The sequence below is a fragment of the Amycolatopsis sp. NPDC059027 genome (genome assembly GCF_042739735.1).
In the GTDB taxonomy this organism is placed as follows: domain Bacteria; phylum Actinomycetota; class Actinomycetes; order Mycobacteriales; family Pseudonocardiaceae; genus Amycolatopsis.
On sequence record NZ_JBHYIK010000011.1, the window covers coordinates 65830 to 90685 of the forward strand.

2 protein-coding genes are annotated in these 24856 nt (G+C 68.1%); both read right to left on the reverse strand.

The annotated features are described in order from the left end of the window. Positions 1–14: 14 nt before the first annotated feature. On the reverse strand, positions 15–18548 hold the full coding sequence (locus tag ACFWY9_RS10130) for an amino acid adenylation domain-containing protein (RefSeq protein WP_378338654.1): 18534 nt from the start codon (positions 18546–18548) through the stop codon (positions 15–17). Beyond that, complete coding sequence (locus ACFWY9_RS10135; protein ID WP_378338655.1) at positions 18545–24781, reverse strand: amino acid adenylation domain-containing protein; 6237 nt, start codon at positions 24779–24781, stop codon at positions 18545–18547. The genes ACFWY9_RS10130 and ACFWY9_RS10135 overlap by 4 nt, the downstream gene beginning before the upstream one ends. Positions 24782–24856 lie beyond the last annotated feature (75 nt).

The following is a 24856-nucleotide window of genomic DNA, read 5'->3' on the forward strand; positions in this document are numbered from 1 at the left end:
CCGCCCTCGATGCCTCACTTCCCTTCGAGCTCGCCGGCGATGACCCGGCATATCTCGGAGGCCGGCCCAGGCAGGTGCATCTCCACGTGCCGACATCGGACCTCGTGCCGCCGCAGCGCACCGGTGATATGCGCGTCCCACATGTCCACATAGGACTCAGCCACCTCCTCGGTGGCACTGAAGAACAGTGCGTCGCCGTGGAATGTCGGCGATTCGAAGGTCTTCATCATCCGCATGTGCTCGAGCATCACCGCGGACGCCTTGTCCGCGAGTGACGTCCGGTCGTCGCGCGGAAGATTCGTCAGGGCGGGGATGTGGCTGTCGAAGAAGGCACGCGCCTCGACATGATCGAGAGTCTCGTTCTGGCTGAACCATTCGGCGGGAACACAGTCGAGCAGGGCGAGCGTCGCCACCCGATGGCCCCGACGGTGAAGTTCCGCCGCCATGGCATGCGCCAACGTCCCACCGAGAGAGAGTCCTATCAGATGATATGGACCCTGCGGTTGCACCTGGAGAACATGATCCAGGTAATCGTCGATCATCTCTTCGATCGACGCCGGGATCGGCGTTTCGCCGAACCCCCTCGCCTGGATGCCGTAGATCGGTCGGTCTTCTTTCAGGTAGTCGACGAAGCCGAGGTAAGCCCACGACAGGCCGATGCCGGGGTGGACGAACCACAGTGGATCCCGCTCGCCACCGGGACGCATCGGCAGTACCACGCCGAAGGGATCGGTGTACCCGTCCGTCCCCCCGCCATGGACCAGATACTCGCTCAGCCCGGCGACGGTCGGCGACTGGAAAACCGTGCGCATCGGCAGATCGACACCGAGTGCCGCGCGGACCCGGCTGATCAGATGGGTGGCCAGCAACGAATGACCACCCAGCTCGAAGAAGTCGGCGTCGATGTCCACGCTGGGGAGACCGAGCACTTCGGAGAACAACCCGGCAAGCACCTCCTGCTGCGGGGTGGTCGGTGGGCGTCCGGTGACGTTCGCGGCGTACACGGGTGCCGGAAGCGCCTGACGATCGATCTTGCCGTTGGGCGTCAAGGGCAGTTCGGCAAGTGCCACCACCGCGGAAGGAACCATGTGTTCGGGCAGCCGCTCCCGCACGTAGCCGCGCAGCGTGGCGGTGAGTGTGGTGATGCGGCGCGCCCGCGCCGGATCGTTGCTCAGCGGACGGCCGATGTCGCCGGACGCGACGAAAGTGCCGGACACCGCTCCACCGGGTACCGGACCATCGGGAAAGACGACGAGGTCGAACAGGCCCGGTCCAGTACTCGACGGACTGGCCAGCGCGTCCCAGCCCCGTTCGGCCGCCCACGCACCCACGTCCTCGGGATCGACGTCGCCGCCGAACCGGGCGTTGGGCAGGCCGGAGATCCGCACCGGACCGTTGTCCCGGTGCTCCCGGCACCACCGCTCGGCTTGTTCCCATCCGCTCCATGGCATGGCGGGAATGCCCGTCAAGGGCAGAGCCGGGGTTCCGCCGGCGTGCAACACCACTTCGTAGCGGTGCCGGGTCAACTCGTTGTGCGCACGGCCGGGCTTGAGCCGGATATCGGCGCCCATGGCGTGCTCGTGTGCCCAACGGTCGAACCATTCCGGCGCGATGACGAGTTCCCGTTCGGTCGACACCGACTGGTCCACCGCGGCACGCACGGCCTTTTCCGAGGCGCCGGGGTAATCGGCACGGTAGCTCTCGGCGTGCAACATCCGCAGTGAGTCCGCATTACGCACATCGCCGATCACGAGTCGTCCCGTCGGGCTCAGCAATGTGGTGAGCCTGCCGAGGACATCCCGCAGGTATTCGATGTCAGGGAAGTACTGCACCACCGAGTTGAGCACCACCACGTCGAAATGGCCGGCGGGAAGGCCATCGGTCTCGTGGGCGGCTCCGGCGAACAGCCGGACACGATCGGCGAGCACCCCGCTCGCGCATCGGCCACGCAGCCGTTCGATCACCTCGCCGGAAAGATCGGTGCCCCAGAACTCGTCGACGTGCTGGGCGATACGGGAAAGCAACAGCCCCGAACCGACACCGATCTCCAGCACCCGCCGTGGCGACCACCGCAACACCTGCTCGACTGCCACGTCCCGCCAGGCGGACATCTCCGCGAGCGGGATCGGTTCGCCCGTGACGACCGATTTCCAGAGAGCGAAATCCTCGCCCCATTCGGCCCGCACGGACTCGGGGGCCAGGTACGCCTGGTCGTAGACCTCCCGCCATTCCTCGATCTGCCCCGCCACCTCAGCCCGCGCCGGGGCAGCACCGGCCGCCGGAACCACATAGGCGATCAGGCGGTGATCCCCCGGCCGGTCCTCCCGGGCCGTGACGACGGCCTGGGACACGCCGTCGTGGGTGGTGAGCACGGATTCGAGCTCACCCGGCTCGATCCGGAAGCCACGCACTTTCAGCTGGAAGTCGACCCTGCCGACGTAGTCCAGCCTGCCGGACTCACGCCAGCGGACCAGGTCACCGGTGCGGTACATGCGTTCGCCCTCGGTGAAGGGATCGGCGACGAACCGCCCGGCGGACAGCCCGGGCTCCCCGAAGTACCCGCGGGCCAGGCCGGCGCCCGCGATGTACAGCTCGCCTGCCACGTCCGGCGGCACGGGTCGCAGGTAGTGGTCCAACACGTACACCCGCGTGTTGGCGATGGGGCCGCCGATCGACGGCGGCGCTCCGGTGATCGGCGGCGGCGCTCCGGTGATCGGCGCGTGGGTCGACCAGATCGTGGTCTCGGTCGGACCGTACATGTTGGTGACGTCCGCCGTGGCGGTCCGCAGATCTTCGGCGAGCGAGGGCGGGAGCGCCTCACCGCCCACGAGACATCGCATTCCGCTCAGCACGGTCCTGTCATGCGCGACGAGCGTCTGCCACAGCGACGGTGTCGCCTGCATGATCGTCACCTCGTGCCGTCTGACCAGACCCGCGAGTGTCGCGGGCTCGGTCACGGACTCGGCCGGGGCGATGACCACCGCCGCCCCCGCCAGCAACGGCAGGTAGATCTCGAGCGCGGCGATGTCGAAGGCGATCGTGGTGACCGCCAGCAGCCGGTCCCGCGGTCGCAGCCCGAACTCACGTCCCATGGCGCCCAGGAAATTCACCACCGCGCGGTGCGAAACGACCACACCTTTCGGTGTGCCGGTGGAGCCGGAGGTGTAGATGACGTACGCGGCGTTGTCCGGCGCCGTGGCGACCGCCGGGGCGGTGGTGGGGTAGCCGGTGAGATCGGCCCGCAGCTCGTCGGCGTCCAGCACGAGCGCCGGGTCGCAGTGCCGCGTGATCGACGCCGTTCGTGCCGGCGGGTACCGGGGATCGACCGGGACATAGCTCGCACCCGCCTTCAGGACGGCAAGCAATGCCACCGGCAGGTCGAGCGAGCGCGGCAGGCACACCAGGACGCGGTTTTCGGGGCCCGCGCCGCGCCGGATCAGGTGGTGGGCCAGCTGATTCGCCCGGATGTCGAGTTCGCGATAGGTCAGGGCGGAATCGCCGGAGATGATCGCGACGGCATCCGGGGTGGCCTCGGCCTGGCGGGCGAACAGGCGGGGCAGCGGGGCTTCCGGTATCGGCCTTGCCGTGGCGTTGACCTCACGCAGCAGCAGCTCGCGCTCCTCCCGGTCCACCAGCCGCACCGACGGCATCGGCCGATCCGGCGTTTCGGCCAGTTGGGTCAGGATCAGATGAAGCCTGGACGCGATTCCGGCCACCGTGTCGCCGCTGAACGCGGTCTCCTGATACTGAAGGCCGACACGCAGCGTGGGGTCCGCGGCGGCCACCACGATCAAGGGGTAATGAGTACCGCTAAGGGGACGGATGCCGGAAACCGCGATGTCCCCCGCGCTGTTCGCGTCGCTGAGGCCGACCCGGTCGATCGGATAGGACTCGAACAGCACGATCGTGTCGAACAGCGCGCCCAGCCCGGCGGCACGCTGAATATCGGCCAGTCCGTAGTGGTGATACTCCAGCAGACCCGCCTGGCGCTGTTGCAGTCCGGTGAGGACGGTCGCGAACGTGTCCGTGGCGGTGAAGCGCACGCGCACCGGAATGGTGTTGACGAACAGGCCCACCATCGACTCCACGCCGTCGATGACGGGGGGACGGCCGGAGACCGTCGCGCCGAAGAGCACGTCTTCGCGACCGGTGAGCGAGGACAGCAGCAGTGCCCAGGCACCCTGGATCAGCGTGTTCGTCGTGATGGCGAGTTCGGCCGCGCGCCGGGACAGGTTCCGCGTCTCGTCCGGGGTCAGCGGGATCTCGATCTGGCCGAGGCCACCCTGCTCGACGTCCTTGGCCAGCATGGTGGGCTCGGTGACACCTTCGAGTTCCTCGGCCCACCGGCCGGCGGCCTCCGCGTCGCTCTGGGCGGAGAGCCAGACGAGAAAATCGCGGTAGGAGCGCGCCGGCGGCAGGGCCGCGGGGGCGCCGCCGGCTTCGTAGAGGCGCAGCAGATCACGCATGAGCAGAGGCAACGACCAGCCGTCGTAGAGAACATGGTTCGCCGTGAACACCAACTCGGAGCGCTCGGCTTCCATCCGCAGCAGGGACATGCGCAGCAGCGGTGGCTGTGCCGGGTCGAAGTGCCGGGCATGGTCCCGCGCCAGGAACCGTTCGAGACTGTCCTGTCGCTCGGCCTCGGTGAGCGAGCGCAGGTCGACCTCGGTCCAAGGCAGGGTGACATTGTCGAGCACCAGCTGTAGCCAACCGGTGCCAGAGCTGTCGACGAACGCGGTGCGCAGGTTCGGATAGCGGTCGAGCAGCGCCTGTCCGGCCGCGCGCAGCCGGGCCGGGTCGACGGGTCCGTCGAGGTGGAACACCAACTGCATGTGGTACGCGTCGAAGGACGACCGGGCGAGCATGCTGTGGAACAGGAGCCCGGACTGCATCGAAGTCAACGGCCACACATCGATCAGGCTCGGGTATCGCCGGGACAAGGCGTCGATGTGGTCTTGCCGGACCGACACCAGTGGCAGGTCCGAAGGGGTGAGTCCGCCCGCTTCGGGGTCCGCCACATGGCGCGCGAGGCCTTCGAGGGCGTCGGCCCACAGCCTGGCCAGCACGCTCACCTCGGACCGGTCCATGAGTCCACATGGGAACGCGAAGCGGGCGCTGAGCCGGGGTCCGTCCGCGGTTTCGGTCACGTACGAGCTGATATCCACTGTGGACAGAGCAGGCATGTCCTCGTCGAAATCGGCGAGCAGGCCGAGCGAGTCGGCCGCCACCACCCAGCCGTCCCCCGGTGTTTCCTCGCCTGCCGCCATGCGGCCGAGGTAGTTGAAACCGATCTGCCCGACCGGCAGGTGGCGCAGTTCCGCCGCGGTCCCCGGATTCAGATAGCGCAGCATGCCGTAGCCGATGCCTTTGTCCGGCACGGAAAGCAACTGTTCCTTGACCGCCTTGACCGCGGCACCCGCGGCAGGCCCGCCCGCGAAGGCATCGGCGATGTCGATGCCTTCGACATCGAGGCGCACCGGGAACATGCTGGTGAACCAGCCGACGGTGCGGGACAGGTCGGCGCCGGGCACGACCTGCTCCTCGCGCCCGTGACCTTCGAGCCGGAGAAGCACGGACGACTCGGAGACGCCCCGCTCGGCGCGCCATCTGACGATCGCGAGTGCCAATGTCGTGAGCAGCCCGTCGTTGACCCCTGCGCGAAACAGTGCCGGCACCCGGGTGAGCACGGCCTGGGTCACCGACTCCGGAACATCGATGTGCACACTATCCACAGTGGACATCGTGTCCACCGAGCCGTCCAGTGCTCGGGCGCCGAGCAGCGGATCGGGGCCATCGACGATCCGGCGCCACAACGGCAACTCCGCCATCCGTCCGGCGCTGGTCGCTTCCTCGGCCAGCGCGTGGGCCCAGCGACGCGCCGAGGTCCCCACCCTGGCGAGTACTGGCGTCCGGCCGGTGTGGACGGCCTGCCACGCGGCGGCGAGATCCGGGACGAGAACGCGCCAGGAAACGCCGTCCACCACGAGGTGGTGCAGGACGATCAGCAGCCTGCCCTGTCCATCCGCCCGGTCGAACCACACGAACCGCGCCATCGCCCCGGCGGCCGGATCGAGTTCCCCGGTCGCGGTGTCGAGTTCGGCCGAAACGAGGTCATGCCAGGCGGGCGATCCCCAGCCGGCCTCGCACCGGACGCGGCGCACCAACGCGGCCGGGTCGACCGAGCCCGGTTCCGCGATCACCATCTCGTCGCCGTCCAGCCGGGACCGCAGCACGTCGTGCCGGTCCAGCACGACACCGAGCGTGGCGACCAACTCGACATCCGAGACATCGTCCGGCAGGCCGAGGACGATCGACATGGAGAACCGGTCGATACCGCCGCCCAGTTCGGTCAGATACCTGGCAGCGGGGAGCAGCGGAAGCCTGCCCACCGGCCCGCCCGCCAACTCGGCGAGCACGGGTTCTCGCGCCGATCCGCGACGAGCCGCCGCGGCCAGTGCGAGCTGCGCCACGGAGCGATGCTCGAAGATATCCCGTGGGTTGATCTCCACTCCGAACGCGGCGGCCTTGGCCACCACCTGGATCGAACGGATGCTGTCCCCGCCGATGGCGAAGAAGTCGTCACTGGTGCCGACTCGGTCCAGACCGAGGACCTCCGCGTACACCGCGGCGAGGATCTCCTCGTCGAGTGACCGCGGGACGGAGTACTCGCCGACCGTGAACGCCGGCCTCGGCAGCGCGGCGCGGTCGAGCTTCCCGTTGGGGCCCAACGGAAGGTGGTCAAGGATTTCGATCACCGATGGGACCATGAACTCCGGCAGCCGCGCGGAGACGAACCTGCGCAGCTCGTCGCGTGTGACACCCGCGATCAGGTCGACATCGGCGTGGGGATCGGAGTGCAGACCTTCCGGTACGACGTAGCCGACCAGCCGGGCGCCCGCTGTCCCGGCGTCGTGCACGGCGACCGCGGACCGGGCGACGCCAGGATGGGCGGCCAGCACCGCCTCCACCTCGCCGGGCTCGATGCGGATGCCGCGGATCTTCAGTTGCGCGTCACCGCGTCCGGCATAGGCCAGTACTCCGTTTTCGTCCCAGCGCGCGAGATCACCGGTGCGATACATGCGGGTTCCCGGCGGCCCGAAGGGGTCGGCCACGAACCGGCTCGCGGTCAACCGGGGCTCGTCGTGGTAGCCACGCGCGATCTCCCCGGCGACGTACAGCTCACCGATCACGCCGATCGGCACCGGACGAAGGCCGGACCCCAGGACGTAGACACGCATGTTGCCGAGCGGGCGGCCGAGGTGCACCGTACCCAGCGGTGGCTCCTCCTCCGCCGGAAAAGCCGTCGCATAGAAGCTCTCGGTCTGTCCGTAGGTATTGACCACGCGGACACCGGGGACGGCCTGCGCGACCCTGCGCGCCAACGCGCCAGGCAGTGCCTCACCGGCGAAGACGACGGTGTCCACGTCGATCTTCTCCGGTATCTGTTCGATCAGTTCGGCGAAGACGGAGGGAACGGAACTGAGCACACCACCCGTCCAGCCGCCACGCTCCACCACGGCGAGCACGTCGCGTACCACTTCCACGGTGCCACCGGACACCAACGTCGCGAAGATCTCGAACACTGACACGTCGAAGCCGACCGATGTGCTCGCGAGCACCCGCCGTCTTCCGGTGCCGACGCCGATGGCCTCGATCAACTGGGTCAGCCCGTTGACCACGCCGCGATGCGTGACGGCGACGCCTTTGGGAGTTCCCGTGGACCCGGAGGTGTACATGACATAGGCGGTGTTGCCGGGCCGGAGGTTCACGAGTGGCGTAGCGACCACACCATCGCGGCCGGTGGTCGGACGGTCGACGTAGTGGTGGGGACAGTCGCTTCCGGCCAGGACGCCCGCGGTTTCGGTGTCGGTGAGAATCAGCGCCGGACGGGCCGACTCGATGACCAGTCCCAGGCGTGCGCTCGGATACCGCGGATCGATCGGCAGATAGGCTCCGCCTGCTTTCCACACTGCCAGCAAGGCGATCACGAGGTCGATCGAGCGAGGGAGTGCCACCCCCACGACGCTCTCGGGGCGGACGCCGCGCCCGGCCAGTTCACTCGCCAGGCCGCCGGCCCGCTCGTTCAGCTCGCGGTAAGTCAGTTCGGCGCCCTCGCACTGTATGGCAGTTGCGTCGGGCGATAACGCGACCGCCCTGTCGATCAGCTCCGCGACCGTGGCCTCCGCGACCGGCGTCGCGGTGCCGTTGAACTCCGCCACTATCCGATGCCATTCGGCCTTGGCCAGCAGCTCGACGTCGTCCAGTCGATCTTCCGGGCTGGCGACGAGGCCGGCCAGCAATCGCACGAAGCAATCCGCGATGCTCCGCGCGGTCGATTCATCGAACAGATCAGTGGCGTACTCGAGAACCCCCAGCACACCCCGGCCGGGCAGATCGGCCAGGTTGAAATACAGGTCGAACTTCGCCGTACCGGTCCGCGCGGGTTCGAAACGCGCGGTGAGCCCTGGCAGCGCGAAATCCTCGCGCGTGTAGTTCTGCCAGGCGAACATCACCTGGAAAAGGGGGTGATACGCGGTCGACCGTTCCGGATTGAGGAGTTCCACCAATCGTTCGAAGGGAACATCCTGGTTCTCGTAGGCCGCCAGCGAACGGTCCCGCACCTTGTGCAGAAGGCCGGTGAAGCTTTCGGTACCGGAAACGCCGATACGCAGGACCCAGGTGTTGACGAAGAACCCCACCAGGTCGGTCAGCTGCTCGTCGGTCCGGTTGGCGATCGGCGAGCCGATCGTCAGGTCCTCTCCACCGCCGAGGCGCAGCAGCAGCGCCGCCACGGCCGCCTGCAACACCATCGCGACCGTGGCGTCATGGTCGCGGGCCAGCTTTTCGACCACTCGCATCGTGCCCGCGTCCACAGTGAACTCGACGATGTCGCCACGGTGACTCGCGACCGGCGGGCGCGGGCGATCGGTCGGCAGCGTCAGGGGTAACGGGACGTCCGCCAACTCGGCACGCCAGTACGCGGACTGCCTCGTCATCAAGCTGTCCGGGTCGGACTCGTCTCCCAGCAGTTCCCGCTGCCACAGCGTGTAGTCGGTGTACTGGACAGGCAGGTCGGCCCAGGCCGGCGCGCTCCCACCGCGGCGAGCGGCGTAGGCCGAAGCCAGGTCACGGGCGAACGGGGCCATCGACGAACCGTCCATCGCGATGTGATGGAACACCAGCACGAGCACGTGTTCGCCGGGACCGCATCGCAGCACGGAGGCCCGGATCGGAATCTCGGTAGTGAGGTCGAACGCGTGGGCGGCGGCCGCCACGACGGCGTCCTCGACCTGCTCCGGCAGAACGTCGGTGACCGGCAGGTCGACGCCGACCTCGAACGCCGGCAGCACACGCTGGTAGGGGATACCCTCGGCGTCCTCGGCGAAGATCGTACGAAGGCTCTCGTGGCGGACGACCACATCACGCATCGCCTGTCGAAGCGCCGGGACGTCGAGCTCGCCGATCAGACGCAGCGGGACCGGCGCGTTGTATGTGGCCGAAGGACCTTCGAACCTGTCGATGAACCACAGCCGCCGCTGGGCGTAGGACATCGGTGACCGTTCCGGCCGCTGTGCCATGGGGCGCAAGCTGGGCCGAACTCGCGTTCCTGGCGAGAGCCGCTCGGCCAGCTCTGCGACGGTCGGGGCCTGAAAGATCGTGGAAATGGGGATTTCCACGCCGAAGGTCGTCCGGATCCGACTGATCAGCCTGGTGGCCAGCAACGAATGTCCGCCGAGTGCGAAGAAGTCGTCATCGATACCGACCCGGTCGAGACCGAGTACCTCGGCACACAAGCCGCAGAGGATCTGCTCACGCGGATCGCGCGGGCCGCGGCCCGAGACCTGGCCGGCATAGTCCGGTGCGGGGAGCGCGCGGCGGTCGACCTTTCCGTTGGCGGTCAGGGGAATCCTGGCGATCGCGATGATGGCCGCCGGCACCATGTAGCCGGGCAACCGATCGCGAAGGAGGTCATGCACCTCACCGATGAGCGCGCCGATCCGCCGGGCTTTCCTCGGACTGTTGGCCAGCGTCCGGCTCGACCGACCGACCGGGACGAACGTGCCGGCAAGCACCCGCCCGCGCGCCATCCGCTCGGGCATCACGACCGCGTCGAAGCAATCCGCGTCCGCGGACGGGGTCAGCACCACTCCCAGGTGGTGTTCCGCGGCCCAGTCGGCCACGTCCTCCGGATCGAGTTCCGGTCCGTGCGTGGAACGCGCGGTCAGCGAGAGCGCGGCGGCGGCTGCCGCTTCGCCGGTCAACCGAGCGTTCGGGATACCGCTGAGTCGGACCGGCCCGGCGTCGCAGTGCCGGCGCGATTCGGCGAGCCGGTCAAGATGATGCCCCCACCGCAGCACCGGCGCCGCCCCGAGATCGATTGCCGTGTGCGGTGTTTTGTGCAGGGTGACCTCGTAGCGATGACGCGTCAGCTCGTTGTGCGCCCTGCCCCTCTTGAGCCGGACGTCCGCGACTGCCAGATGCTCACCTGCCCAGACATGGAACCACTCCGGGTCGAGCACGAGTTCCTCTTCCATGAGCACAGCCCGCGCGACTGACGCACGGGCGGCCGAAGCGGGCTCGTCCGGACAGTGGGCACGCCGCACCGCTGTGTGGAACAACTGGAGGGAGGTCGCCGAACGGATATCGCCCACGATGATCCGGCCGCCGGGCGCCAGCAGGTTCATCGCGCTTGTCAGTACACGGTCGAGGTAATCGGCGTCGGGAAAATACTGGACCACCGAGTTCAGCACGATCGTGTCGAAGTGGTGCTCCGGGAGATCGTCGATCTCGTCGGCGGCCGCGGTACGCAGCCAGACCCGATCGTCGTACCCCGCCTGTGCCACCTGTTGGTTCAGCCGCTCCACCACCGGGGCCGAGATGTCGGTACCCCAGAACTCCTCGACCTCGCGCATCAGCCGCGACAACAACAAACCAGTGCCGACACCGATTTCCAGTAACCGCCGCGGCGACCAGGCGAGAATCCGATCGACCACCGCGTCCCGCCATTCCGTCATTTCGGGCAGAGCGATCGGCGCGCCGTCATAACTGGAGTTCCAGCCCTTGAAATCCTCCCCCAGCTCCGTGTCCGATCCGGCGTACAGGTCGTCGTACAGCCGCCGCCACTCGTCGACCTGGTCGGCGACGTCCATCTCGCCGGCATCGTCCACGCCCGGTACCACGTAACCGACAAGCCGCCGTTCACCACTGCCGTCGTCGTTCCATGCCACCACGGCCTCACCGACCCCGCGGTGGGTCAGGATCGTCGCCTCGACCTCACCCGGCTCGATCCGGAAACCCCGGACCTTGACCTGCTCGTCCGCGCGACCGCGATAATCCAGTTCACCTTCTTCGCTCCAGACCACACGGTCACCGGTCCGGTACATCCGGTCGCCGGGCGCACCGAACGGGCAGGCCACGAATCGCTCGGCGGTCATCCCTGGCCGCTGCGCGTAACCCCGGGCCAACCCGTTTCCGGCGATGTACAGTTCGCCCGCCACACCCGGCAACACCGGGCGCAGCGCCGAATCGAGAACATAGACGCGCATCCCGTCCATCGGGCTCCCGATGGGCACCGGATCGCGGATGTCGTCCGGCGAACGCATCGGGTAGCACGTGGCGAAGGTGGTCGTCTCCGTCGGGCCGTAACCGTTGACGACGGACAGTCCGGGGCAGCACCGCAGAACGCGTGCGACCGCCGCGGGAGGCGCTACATCGCCCCCGGTCCAGACCTCGCGGATCCCGGCGAGACAGTCCGGATGCTCCTCGGCGACGACCCGGAACAACCCGGTGGGCAGGCAAAATCCTGTGATGCCGCCCTCGGCCAGCAACGCGGCCAGCGCGCCGGTGTCCAGCCTTCCCGGGGGCGCCACCACGACCCGACCGCCCCCGAGCAGGGGAACCCACAGATCGTAGGTGGAGGCATCGAACGCCTGCGGTGAATGCACCAGCACCCGTTGGTGGTCGCCGTTGCGGTAGCGATGGTCGTCGGCCAGGCCGAGGACCGCGCGGTGCGGGATGGCGATGCCCTTCGGGACGCCGCTCGAACCAGAGGTGTACATGACGTATGCCAGCTGATCGGCATGCCCCGGACGCGGGATCGACGGGCCTGCCTGGTCGATCGCCTCCACCGTGGCGGGATCGTCGAGGACCAGCAGCGGGCAGTCGTCCTCGGCGAACCGTTCGGCGAACTCGGCCGTAGTGACCACAAGCGCGGGCTGGGTGTCGCGCAGCATGAAAGCCACGCGCTCCGGAGGGTATTCCGGATCGATCGGCAGGTACGCGCCACCGGCACCGAGCAGAGCCACCAGAGTGACGATGAGACCCGCCGAACGCGGCAGCGCCACACCGACGACGGTCTCCCGGTCCACGCCATGCCGGGCGAGCACCGTAGCGAGCCGGCTCGCCCGGCTGTCCAGGTCGCGGTAGCTCAATACGGTCTCGCCGCAGACCACGGCGACCGCATCGGGCTGCGCCCGCACGTGACAGGCGATCCGGTCCGGGATCGTCTGTGCCACCGGGGGAACATCGGTGCGGTTGAAACCACTGATCAGCTGGGCACGTTCCGCGGGCTCGATCAGGTCCACCGCACCGACCGGAACGTCGAGATCGGCGATGAACTGCCGGAGCGCGCGCGCGAACCGGGCCGCCGTCGCCTCGACGGTGCCGCGATCGACCAGGTGGTGCTGGTACTGCAGGGCAATGCGCAACTGGGGCTCCGCGAACGCCATGACCACCAGCGGGTAGTGCGCGCCGCTGAACGGGCTGGCTCCGGTGATCTCGATGCCCGCCGCGTCGTTGGCCTCGGCAAGGGCGACCGTGTCGATCGGATACGACTCGAACCCGACCAGGGTGTCGAACAACGCGGTCAGTCCGGTCGCCTGCTGGATGTCCAGCAGCCCGTAGTGGTGGTGGGCGAGCAGGGCGCCCTGCCTACTCTGCAACGAGATCAGCATCCGCCGCAGCGTGTCCGCCGGATCGCAGTCGACCCTGATCGGCAGCGTATTGATGAACAAGCCGACCATGGAGTCGATCTCGGGCACGTCCGGGGGACGGCCGGACGTCGCGGCGCCGAAGACCACGTCCCGGCGTCCGGTCAGATAAGCCAGCACGAGAGCCCAGGCACCTTGCACCAGGGTGTTCATCGTCAGGCCCAGCTCGCCGCCGAGTCGTGCGAGCGCCTGGACCTCGGCTCCGCTCAACGGGACGTCGACCTGGCCGATACCCGCCGGCGTGCGCTGTCCGGCCGGCTCGGGAAGCAGCAGTGTGGGCTGGTCGATACCACTCAATTCCTCGGACCAGGCGGCTCTCGCCGACGCGTGGTCCTGGACGGCCAGCCATTCGAGGAAGTCACGGTAGCTCCGTGCTCTTGGCAGTCCCGATCGGTCGCCGTCGGACGCGTAAAGGCGCAGCAGATCCTGCATGAGCAGCGGAATAGACCAGCCGTCGAGAAGCACGTGATGCGCCGTGAGAACCAAGTCGGACCGGCCGTCGCCGAGCGTCACGAGGGAAAGGCGTAACAGCGGCGCCTCGGCGAGGTCGAAGTGGCGCTCGTGATCCTCCTCGAGCAGCCGGTCGAGCCGTGCCTGACGCTCCTGCGCGGAAACGGTACCGAGATCGATGTGGCGCCAGGGCAGCTCGACCCGGTCCTGGACGACCTGCACCCGATCTCCGCCGGCGTCGAGGGCGAACGCCACGCGCAGGTTGGGATAGCGATCGAGCAGAGCCTGGCCGGCGCGCCGCATTCGCCCCGGCTGGACAGGGCCGGCGAGGTGCAGCACGAGCTGCATCTGATACGCGTCGAAGCCCGGTCCCGCGAGCTGCGCGTGGAACAGCAGCCCTTCCTGCATCGGTGTCAACGGCCACACGTCACGCAAACCCGGGTACGTGCGTTCCCAGGCGACGATCTCGTCCTGGCTCGCCGAAATCAGCGGCAGATCCGACGGGGTCATGCCACCGGCACCGGAAACGCCCGCGTGCCGGGCCAGCCCTTCCAGCGCCGATTCGAACAGGCGCACCAGCTCGCGCGCCTCGTCGCGGGTGAGGATGTTCGTCGCGTAGCCGACGCGGGCGGTCAACGCCGGGCCCTCCTCGGTGTCCACTACCAGTGCGTGGATGTCGAGGACCGCCAGAGCGGACATGTCCGGGTCCGGCCCGGGGACCAGGCCCGCTGTCCCCTCTGCTTGGCACCAACCCAGATCCCGCAGGGATTCCGGCATGTCCGAGGAGGAGTACCGGCCAAGATAGTTGAACCCGATCTGCGGCATCGGATAGTGCCGCAGGATCTCCGTGGTCTCCGGGTTCAGATAGCGCAGCAGCCCGAAGCCGATTCCCCGGTCCGGCACGGCGAGAAGCTGCTCCTTGACGGCCTTGACCGCGTCACCCGCGGGTCCGGATCCGGCGAACGCTTCGCGGAGATCGATTCCGGACAGATCGAACTTGACCGGATACATCGTGGTGAACCAGCCGACGGTCCGGGACAGGTCGGCACCGGGGATCGCCTCCTCCTCCCGGCCGTGCCCCTCCAGGCGGACCAGCACAGAGGAACCCTTGGCACCGCGCCTGCGCTGCCATTGGGTCACGGCCATCGCCAAGGCGGCGAGCAGACCATCGTGGACGCCGCTGCGGTACAAGGCAGGCAGCGTGGTCAACACCGACTCGGTCGCTTTCGCGGGCACCCGCAGCCACAGATATTCCATGGTCGACATGACATCCACGGTGGGATCCAGCGGTCGTGCCCCGAGGACCGGATCTTCGGTACCCAGGATTTCGCGCCAGGCCGGCAACTCCGCGATGCGCCGCGCGGACGTTGCCTCGTCGGCCAGAGCATGCGCCCATCGGCGCATCGAGGTGGTGGCGGGCAACAGGGCGACAGCTGTTCCGTCTCGTACCTGTTTCCACGCCGCGGCGAGGTCGGGAAGCAGAACACGCCACGACACCCCGTCGACGACGAGGTGGTGCAACACGATCAGCAGCCGGCCCGCGCCATGGGCAGGCGCGAACCACACAAACTGCGCCATGATCCCGTCGGCCGGGTCGAGCCGGCCGCCGGCGGCGTCCAGCTCGGCCGCGGCTCGCTCGTGCCAGTCCTGGTCCCACGGCGCGTCCCAGCCGACCTTACGGACGAGGGAAGCGACCTCCACCGACCCCGGTGCGGAAACCAGCAGGCCGTCCGGCAGGAGCCTCGACCGTAGCGCGTCGTGACACTCGACGACCGCCGTCAGTGTTGCCACCAGCCGCGCTTCGTCGATCTCCGCCGGCAGATCGACGGTCATCGCCATGGCGAACCGGTCCGGATCGCCGCCCAGCTCCATGATGTAGCGGGCCACCGGCGGCAGCGGCATCCAGCCGACCGCGCCATCGTCGAACTCGGCCAGGATCGGTCCATCCTCGGCAAGGGGACTCTCCGCCGACCGCCTCGCGAGCTCCGCGGCGGTCCGGCAGTCGAAAACGTCTCGCGGCGTGATCGTCACTCCGAGACGTTTGGCACGGGACACGATCTGGATGGAGCGGATGCTGTCGCCACCGAGAGAAAAGAAGTCGTCGTCGACGCCGACTCGCTCCAGTCCGAGTACGTCGGCGTAGAGGCCGGTGAGGACCTCCTCCACGCGGGTGCTCGGAGCTCGGTACCGCTCGCCTGTGAACTCCGGCTCGGGCAGGGAATCCCGATCCAGTTTTCCGTTGGACATCAGGGGCAGGCGGTCGAGCACGACGAACACCGACGGGACCATGAACTCGGGCAGCCGCTCGGCGACGAACCTGCGCAGGTCCCGCACCGACAATGTGGCCGTTAGATCGACCGTGAGGTCGCCGAGGCTCGCCACGTTCCCGAAACCCTGTTCCGCGCCGTTCGGAACGACATAGCCGACGAACTGCTTGCTCGCTCCACCCCCCTCGTACGCGACAACGACCGCTTGTCGCACACCGGGATGCGCAGTGAGCGTTGCCTCCACTTCGCCGGTCTCGATGCGGACACCTCGGACCTTGACCTGCGCGTCGTTGCGGCCGACATACTCGTGAACGCCATTGTGGTCGACCCGGACGAGATCGCCGGTGCGATACATCCGCGCGCCGGGAGGGCCGAAGGGGTCGGCGACGAATCGGCTGGCGGTCAGCTCACCACGGCCGTGATAACCACGTCCGATGGCGCCCGCGACGTACAGTTCCCCGACAACGCCGGCGGGGACCGGCCGCAGGCCGGTGCCCAGGACGTAGCACCGCATGTTGGCCAGCGGCGAACCTATCGGCGCCGTGGGCCGGTCACCGGATTCGTCGGCCAGGGTGCAGGTCGTGGCGTAGAAGCTTTCTGTCTGTCCATAAGCGTTGATCACCCGCACGCCTGGCAGGGCCGCGCGTACCCGGCGCACGAGAGACGTGGGAAGCGCCTCACCGGCGAACACCAGCGCGTCCACCGTCAGTTTGTCGGCGATCTCGTCCAGAACACCGGCGAACACCGACGGAACCGCGCTGATGACGCCACCCGACCAGCCGCCTCGCTCCCCGATGACGAGACCGTCGCGCACGATTTCGACGCACCCGCCCACGGAGAGCGGGGTGACGATCTCGAACACGGACACGTCGAAACTGATCGAGGTCCCCGAGAGCATGCGGGACAGCGGACCGATGCCCACCGTATCCGCGAGGTCACGAACGCCGTTGATCACTCCGGCGTGGGTGATCGCCACCCCCTTGGGTTTTCCTGTCGACCCGGAGGTGTACATGACGTACGCCGTGTTGTCCGGCCGGGCGGCGCGGACCACAGTGCCGTCCACGGTGTCGCCCTCGCCGTCGACGTCTCGGTCGATGAGGAGAAACGGCGATTCCGTCGCGGGCAACGTCGGCGCGGTCGCGCTGTCGGTGAGGATCGCCAGTGGCTGGGCCTCGGCGAGCACGGTGACCAGCCTGGCGCTCGGATACCGGGGATCGATGGGCAGATAGGCGGCACCGCACTTGAGGATGCCGAGCATTCCGGCCACCAGGTCGACGGTGCGTGGCAGTGCCAGGCCGACAAGGGTTTCCGGCACGGCGCCAAGCCTGGCCAGAGCGTTCGCCACCTGGTCGGCACGCCTGCGCAGCTCGCCGTAGGTGACCGCGTCGTCGTCGCACACCACGGCGACCCGATCCGGATGAGCCTCGGCCCGTTCGTCGACGATGTCAGGAACAGTCAGCGGCGGCACCTCGGACACGGTGCCTCGTGACGTCGCGAGCAATCGGCTCCGCTCGGCCTCGGTCATCGTGTCCACGAGTGCCACCGGCCGTTCCGGCGCACCGGCGAGTTGCCGTACTACGCGGAGGTACCGCTCGGCGATCTCGGCCGCGGTCTCGCGGTCGAAGAGATCGGTGGCGTACTGGAGGTAGCAGAGCAAGCCCGGCCCGTCGGGGTCCGAGAAGAAGTTGAACTCGAGGTCGAACTTGGCCGTCCGGGTCGCCAGCGCGTCGAGCCGCGCTGTCAGGCCCGCGAACTCCAGATCGAGCTGGATATCGTCCCCCCAGGTGAACATCACCTGGAACAGCGGATGGTAGGCCGTCGAGCGAGCCGGGTTGATCAGCTCCACCAGGCGCTCGAACGGGACTTCCTGATTATCGTATGCGTTGAGCGCCTTCTCCTTGACCTGGGCGAGCACCTGGCCGAACGAAGGGCTGCCGGAGAGGTCGGTGCGCAGGATCCAGGTGTTGACGAAGAAGCCGATCAGGTCGTTGAGCTGCTCATCGGTGCGTCCGGCGATCGTCGACCCGATGGCCACGTCGGTGCCCGCCCCGAGATGCTGCAGCAGGACGGCCAGCGCCGCCTGCAGGACCATCGGGGAGGTGACGCCCTGCTCGCGGGTGAGCGTGTCGATCGCCGCGATCAGCTCGGGTCCTATTCGGACACCGACCACGTCGCCACGGTGGCTGGCCACCGTGGGCCGCCGCCGGTCCAGCGGGAGGCTGATCGGCTGGGGCACACCTTCCAGTTCCGCGCGCCAGTACTCCGACTGTGTCGAAAACAAGCTGTCCGGATCCGATTCGTCGCCCAGCAGTTCCCGCTGCCAGAGGGTGTAGTCGACGTACTGGATCGGTAGCTCCGGCCAGTCGGGTGCGGTACCGCCGGCTCTCGCGGTATAGGCGGCGGTCAGGTCACGAGCCAGTGGCGCCAGCGACTCTCCATCGCTGGCGATGTGATGGATCAACAGGATGAGGACGTGCCGCTCCGGACCGCACCGGAACAACGAGGCCCGGACGGGAATCTCGACCTCGATGTCGAGGACCTGTTCGGCCGCCGCCGATACCACGGCGTCCAGTCCGCCTGCCGTCACCTCGGCCACCGGCAGGTCCAGTACGACCTCGTCCATTGGCAGTACCCGCTGCGCCGGCAAGCCGTTGTCGTCCGTCACGATCAGAGTGCGCAAACTCTCGTGCCGTGCGACAAGGTCGCGCAGCGCGGCACGCAACGCCGCGACGTCAAGCCGTCCGTCGATGCGGGCCCGGAACGGCACGTTGTAGGTGGCGGACGGGCCTTCGAGCTTGCCGATGAACCACAACCGGCGCTGGGCGAACGACAGCGGGATCACGACTGTTCGCTCCGATTCATCTTGCGCAGGCTGGGCATGCTGGAGTCGTCCGCATCCTCGAGCGCGCGTGCCAGTTCGACAATTCTGGAATGCTGGAAAATGGTCCGAATCGATGAGTCCACGCCGATCTCCCTGCGGATGCGGCTGTTCATACGGGTCGCCAGCAACGAGGTCCCGCCGTGCTCGAAGAAATCGTCGTCGATTCCTATTTCTTCGACCTCGAGGATCTCGGCGAAAAGCCTGCAGAGAGCCTTCTCCATGTCGGTGCGCGGCGAACGGGAGCTGTTGTCGGTCGTTTCCACTGAGGCGAACATCGAGACGTCGGCCTTGCCACCGGGCAGCCTCGGGATGCGGTCCGAACGGACGAAAGCGTCGGGAAACATGGGTTTCGGCAGCCGCCGGGCGACGAAGTCGGCCAGATCCTCGGTATCCAGTCCGGCGCCCACCACATAGCCGATCAGGCACGTGTCGTCGTCCCGTGCCTTGGCGACCACCGCGGCATCGTCCACATTGGAGTGTTCCAGCACCACGGCCTCGATGGCGGGGAGACTGACCCGGACGCCATGGATCGTCGCCTGGCCGTCCGTGCGGCCCACGTACGTCACCCGGCCGCCCCGGTCGCGCCGCACCCGGTCTCCGGTACGGAACATGCGCGAACCGGCCGTCCCGAAAGGATCCGGGACAAACCATGCCGCCGTCGCCGCCGCCTGCCCTTGGTAACCGCGACCGAGCCCTGGGCCCGTGACGTACAGCTCGCCCTCGGCGCCCGGAGGCGACGTCCGGAGGCAGGCATCGAGAACGCGTACCGCCACACTCGCGGACGCGTAACCTGTTTCGCCGTGAAAAAGCTCTAGCGGCGCCGCCGTGCTCAGCCCGTCCTTGTCCCGGACGATCTCGGCACCGGCGCCCAGGCACACGGCGGCGAGCACGTCGACCAGCCATAGGCCGAAGTCACCGGCGAGACGGGTGGTCAAGCACGTGTCCGATGCCGCGTCCTTCAGGCGAGCCGCGAGGCTCGCGTGACTGACCATGACGGTCCTGCGACCTTCCGGATAGCCCAGCACGTCGAGCAGCGCGGCGAGCCGGGCCGGGTCCGGCGGCGGCACGTCATCACCACCGATACCGACCGGCAGCGCGGTCAGCACCGACTCCGCCGCCCTGTCCGTGGAGACCAGGCAGCCGCCCGACCGGAGAACCGCAACCAGAGCTACCACGAGATCCAGCGACGGCGACAACCGTACCGAAACCGGTGTCTCCGGGCCGACACCGCGACGAATCAACTCTCGCGCCACCTCGCCCGACCGGGCATCGAGTTCCCGGTAGGTCAGCGAGGCGCCGGCGCAGCGCAGCGCGACCGAGTCCGGCGTTCGCATCGCCCGTGACGCGAGAAGGTCGGGGACGGTCGTCGCGGGGGTCGGGCGCCCCGCGCGGGCCCGGTCACCGGAGCCCGCGGGTCGTGCGAGGTCGAGTGCGCCGACCAGCACCGTCGGATCGGCCGCGATCTGCCGCAGGATCCGGGCGAGCATGGTCGCCACGTCATCGGCGTCGGCGCGGTCGAACGCGTTTCGGTGGTATTGCACGGAAGCGCGGAGAAAACTGTCCGAGTCGACGAAGACCATGAGCCCCAGCGGATAGTGGCTGGTGATGAAGGAGCGGATACCGGTCACCGCCAGTCCGGCGGCTTCACCGGCCGCCGTGATACCTGTCCGGTCAAGAGGAAACGACTCGAATCCGACGATCGTGTCGAACAGCGCCGACGTGCCGGTCGCCTGGTGGATTTCGCTGAGACCGTGGTGATGATGATCCAGTAGCGCCGCCTGCCGTTCGTGCATTTCGCCCAGCAGGCCGGCGAGGCTCTTCGCCGGAGCGCAGTCCACTCGGACCGGTACCGTGTTGAGCAACATGCCGACGATTTCGTCCACCCCCGGCACCGCGGGCGGGCGACCGGAGACCACCGCTCCGAACACCGCGTCCCGGCGGCCCGTCAGTTTGGTCAGCACCAGGCCCCAGGCCACCTGAACCGCGATGTTCACCGTGACCCCAAGCTCGGCGGCGCCCGCGATGAGCGACGCGGACTCGGCTGCGCTGAGCGGCACGTCCACGTGCTCGATACCTTCGCCGTCCTCAGAGCGACGCGTGTTCTCCCCGACGATCGTCGGCTCACCCACGCCATCAAGCTCACGTTTCCAGGCGGCAGCCGATTCATGCTTGTCGCGCTGGGCCCACCAAGCGAGGAAATCCCGCTGATCTCGGGCCCGGGGCAACTCGGTGGTGCCTGGACTGTAGAGCGACAACAGATCCCGCAGCATCAGCGGCACCGACCAGCCGTCGAAGAGTGCGTGGTGCGCGGTCAGCACGAGTTCGGCGGCGTTGGGCTCCATCCGGACCAACGTCATCCGCAGCAGCGGCGGCACCGAGGGATCGAAGTGCGTGCGCAGGTCTTCGGCGAGTAGCCGCTCGAACGATTCGCTCCGGTCGGTCTCGCCGAGATCTTCGAGATCGACCACGCACCATGGCAGCTCGGCACGGGCGACAATGAGCTGTACGAGATCTCCGCTGCGCCCGGAGACGAACGCCGACCTCAGGCCCGCGTGTCGATCCAGCAGTTTCTGCCCGGCCGTCCGCATCCGCTCCGCGTCGACGTCACCCGATATGTGCAACACGTACTGCACCTGATAGGCGTCGACGCTCGAGTCGTTCGACATGCTGTGGAAAAGAAACCCGGACTGCAACGGCGTCAACGGCCACACGTCCACCAGGTTCGTCAGGTGTTGCGCCCACCCGTCCAGCTCCGCCTGGGTAGCCGACACCAACGGGACGTCCGACGGAGTCAGCCCACCCGCATCAGGACTGGCCGCATGCCGGGTCAGGGCTGTCAGCGCGAGACGCCACAGGCCTGCCAGCTCGTCGACCTCACGCGGGGCCAGGACACCGGCCGGCGCCGCGAACACGGCGCGCAGTTGTGCCCCTTCGGGCCCCTCGGTGAGAACCGCGTCGATGTCCAGTTCCGAGCGCACGGGCGCCTGTGCGTCCTTGGCCACGCGAGGCCGGGCGAGTTCGGGTACGTCGACCCGGCTCCACTCCGCGGTATCCGTCGAGTCGAAACGCTCCAGGTAACCGAAGCTCACCTGGCCCGTCGAGTACTGGCTCAGCGCGTCGGCGGTGTCCTGGTTGAGATGCCGCAAGAGGCCGTAGCCGATTCCCTTGTCAGGGATCGACCGCAGGCGCTGCTTCACCAGTCTGATGACCGCGCCCGCCGCCGGACCGCCGTCCATCGCGTCGTCGAGGTCGACGTCGGAGAGATCGAGCCGGATGGGGAACACTGTGGTGAAGCGCCCCACCGTCCGGGTCAGGTCGGCACCCGGGACCGCGTCCGATTCCCGGCCGTGGCCCTCGAGCTGGATCAGCAAGGACGCGTCGCCGATCCCCCTGCAGCGCCGCCATTGCGCCAGTCCCAGCGCCAGGCCCGCCAGCAGCCCGTCCGTCACCTCGCCGTGGTACACCGCGGGAACCTTCGTCAGCAGCGCATCCGTTACCGCTGCCGGAAGTGTCACGGTGCTTTCGTGGACGGTGCCCAGCACATCGACCTCGGGATCCAGACGCCGCGCTCCGAGCACCGGGTCCGAGCCCGTCAGGATCGACCGCCACAGGGGCAGCTCGACCAGCCGCTTCGGGCTGTGCGCCTCATCGGCCAGCACCTGCGCCCACCGGCGCATGGACGTCCCGGCTTCGGGCAGCCGGGGCGATGTTCCGTCACGCACAGCCGCCCACGCGGTGGCGAGGTCGGAGGACAGGATGCGCCACGACACACCGTCGACGACCAGGGGATGCAGGACCATCATCAATCGGCCCGGGTTCCCGTCGAACCAGACGAACCGAGCGACCGCTCCCGCGGCGGGGTCCATGGCCGCGGCCGCCTTGTCCAGTTCCAGCACCGCCCGCCGGCGCCACGCCTCATCCCACGGGCCGTCCCAACGAACACGCTCCAGCGCGACCTCCGCGCTTCCCGGCGGCCTCACCACGACCTCGTCCGGGGTCAGGCTCATCCGCATCATGTCGTGGTGCTCGACCACCATCCGCAACGCCGCGGTCAGATCGGCCTGGCCGATGCCTTCGGGCAGCCGGAGCACCATGGCCTGCGGGAAGCGGTCGAACCCGGGCCCACCACCGCGGAGCCACCGCGCGACCGGCAACAGGGGGCATGCGCCGACACCGCCTCCTTCGCGCTCGACAAGGCGAGGGACCGGCTCGATCGTCGACCGCGCACCGACCTCGCCGGCGAGTGCCGCCACCGTCCGCTGCTCGAAAATCGCGCGAGCGCTGATCTCCACCCCCTCCGTTCGCGATCGCGACACCACCTGGATCGCCTGGATACTGTCGACGCCAATCGCGAAGAAGTCATCATCGATCCCGATCCGGTCGAGCCCGAGCACGTCGGCGAAGTGCCGCGCGAGTGTCTCCTCGATCCGGTTACGCGGTGCTCGATACTCCGCGCGCCACATCCGCGGTTGCGGGAGCGCGGCCCTGTCGCGCTTGCCGTTCGGTGTCAACGGGATCCGGTCCAGCACGACGAAGGCGGCGGGAACCATCGGGGAAGGCAACCGTCGCACAACGAACTTACGCAGATCGCTCATGGAGAACGCGGAACCCAGTGCGATGTCGCCGGGCGAGCGTTCCGCACCCGCCACCGGCACCACGTAGCCAACGAGATGTTTGCTCCCGCCCAGCTCACGAGCGATGACCACGGCGTCCGCGACACCGGGGTGCGCGGTAAGTGCCGCTTCCACCTCAAGGGGTTCGATCCGCACGCCGCGGACCTTGATCTGCGTATCGGCCCGGCCATGGAGCATCAGCTCGCCGCTGACGGTCCACGAAACCAAGTCTCCCGTCCGGTACATCCGGGCGCCGGGCGGGCCGAACGGGTCGGCGACGAAACGCTCCGCGGTCTGCCCTGGGCGTCGTTGGTAGCCGCGGGCGAGCAACGGGCCGGAGACGTACAGCTCGCCGATCGTGTCCGGCGGCACCTCGCGCAGACACGGGTCGAGAACGTGGACGGCGGCGTTGACTATCGCGTGCCCGATGGGCGGCATCCGTCCGTCCGCGGCCAACGGGTCGCTCATGGTGCTGCAGATGGTGGTCTCGGACGATCCGTATCCGTTGATCACCGTGCGTCCGGTCGCCCAGGCCGACACCAGTTCCGGGGGCGTGGTGTCACCGGCGAATATCAGACATTCCACAGTCGGCGCCGAACTCGGTTCCAGCGCGGCTACCACAGCGGGTGTCAGTGTCGCGTGGGAGATCGCCTTCGCTGTCATGGTGTCCGTCAACCGACGGCCGGGCTCGAGGTCGTCCTCGGCCGCCAGCACCAGCGTCGCGCCCGACAACAACGACGAACACAGCTCCCACACGGAGGCGCCGAAGCCCGGCGAGGCCGCCTGAAGGATCCGGCTCCGTGGCCCGATTCCGATGCTTCCGGCCTGTTCGATCAGCGAGGCGAACCCACCGTGGGAGACCGACACGCCCTTCGGCCTGCCGGTCGACCCCGACGTGTAGATGATGCAGGCGCTCTGAGCCGATCTTGGCGGGCTCGGTCGGACGTCACCGTCGTCGAGCAGGTCCGACTCCGCTATCGGTACGTGCAACGCCGGAAGCGTACGCCGGGTCGCCGCGTCCGTCAGGACCAGCTCGCACCCCGAATCCTCGATCATGTAAGCGATGCGCTCGGCCGGGTACTGGGGATCCACCGGAAGGTAGGCCGCCCCCGCCTTGAGCACCCCCAGGAACGCGATCACCCACTCCGGCGTCCGACGGAAGCACACCGCTACCACCGACTCGGGCGCGATCCCGGCCCCGGCGAGCGCGCGACCCACTCGATCGGATCGTTCATTCAATTCCCGATACGTCAGGGAATAGTCGCCGAATTCAATCGCAATCATATCGGGTGCCGTCCGGACGCGATGCTCGAACAACACGGGAATGGACGGGCCTACAGCGCCAACAGCACCATCCAGGGATTTCACGGCACCCCTCTCCACGCTTCTATCCGGACCAGCACGAGTGCAGCCGAAAATAAAATTCCACCCCCAGCGTAAGCCGGACTTTTCGCTCGCGGCACGGCGAAGACGAAAAGAATGACGGTCGACAGTTGCCGAGCAGTCCGATCTGACGTTAAGGACGAGGTCCAGCCGCGTCAAGCTTGGCCCACACCGAGGTGAGCCAACGACGCCAGACACCTATCACTGTCCTGTCGGCAGGACAGCAAGCGCACTCCGAGACATTGTTTAACCGGGAATTATGAGATGGTGCCG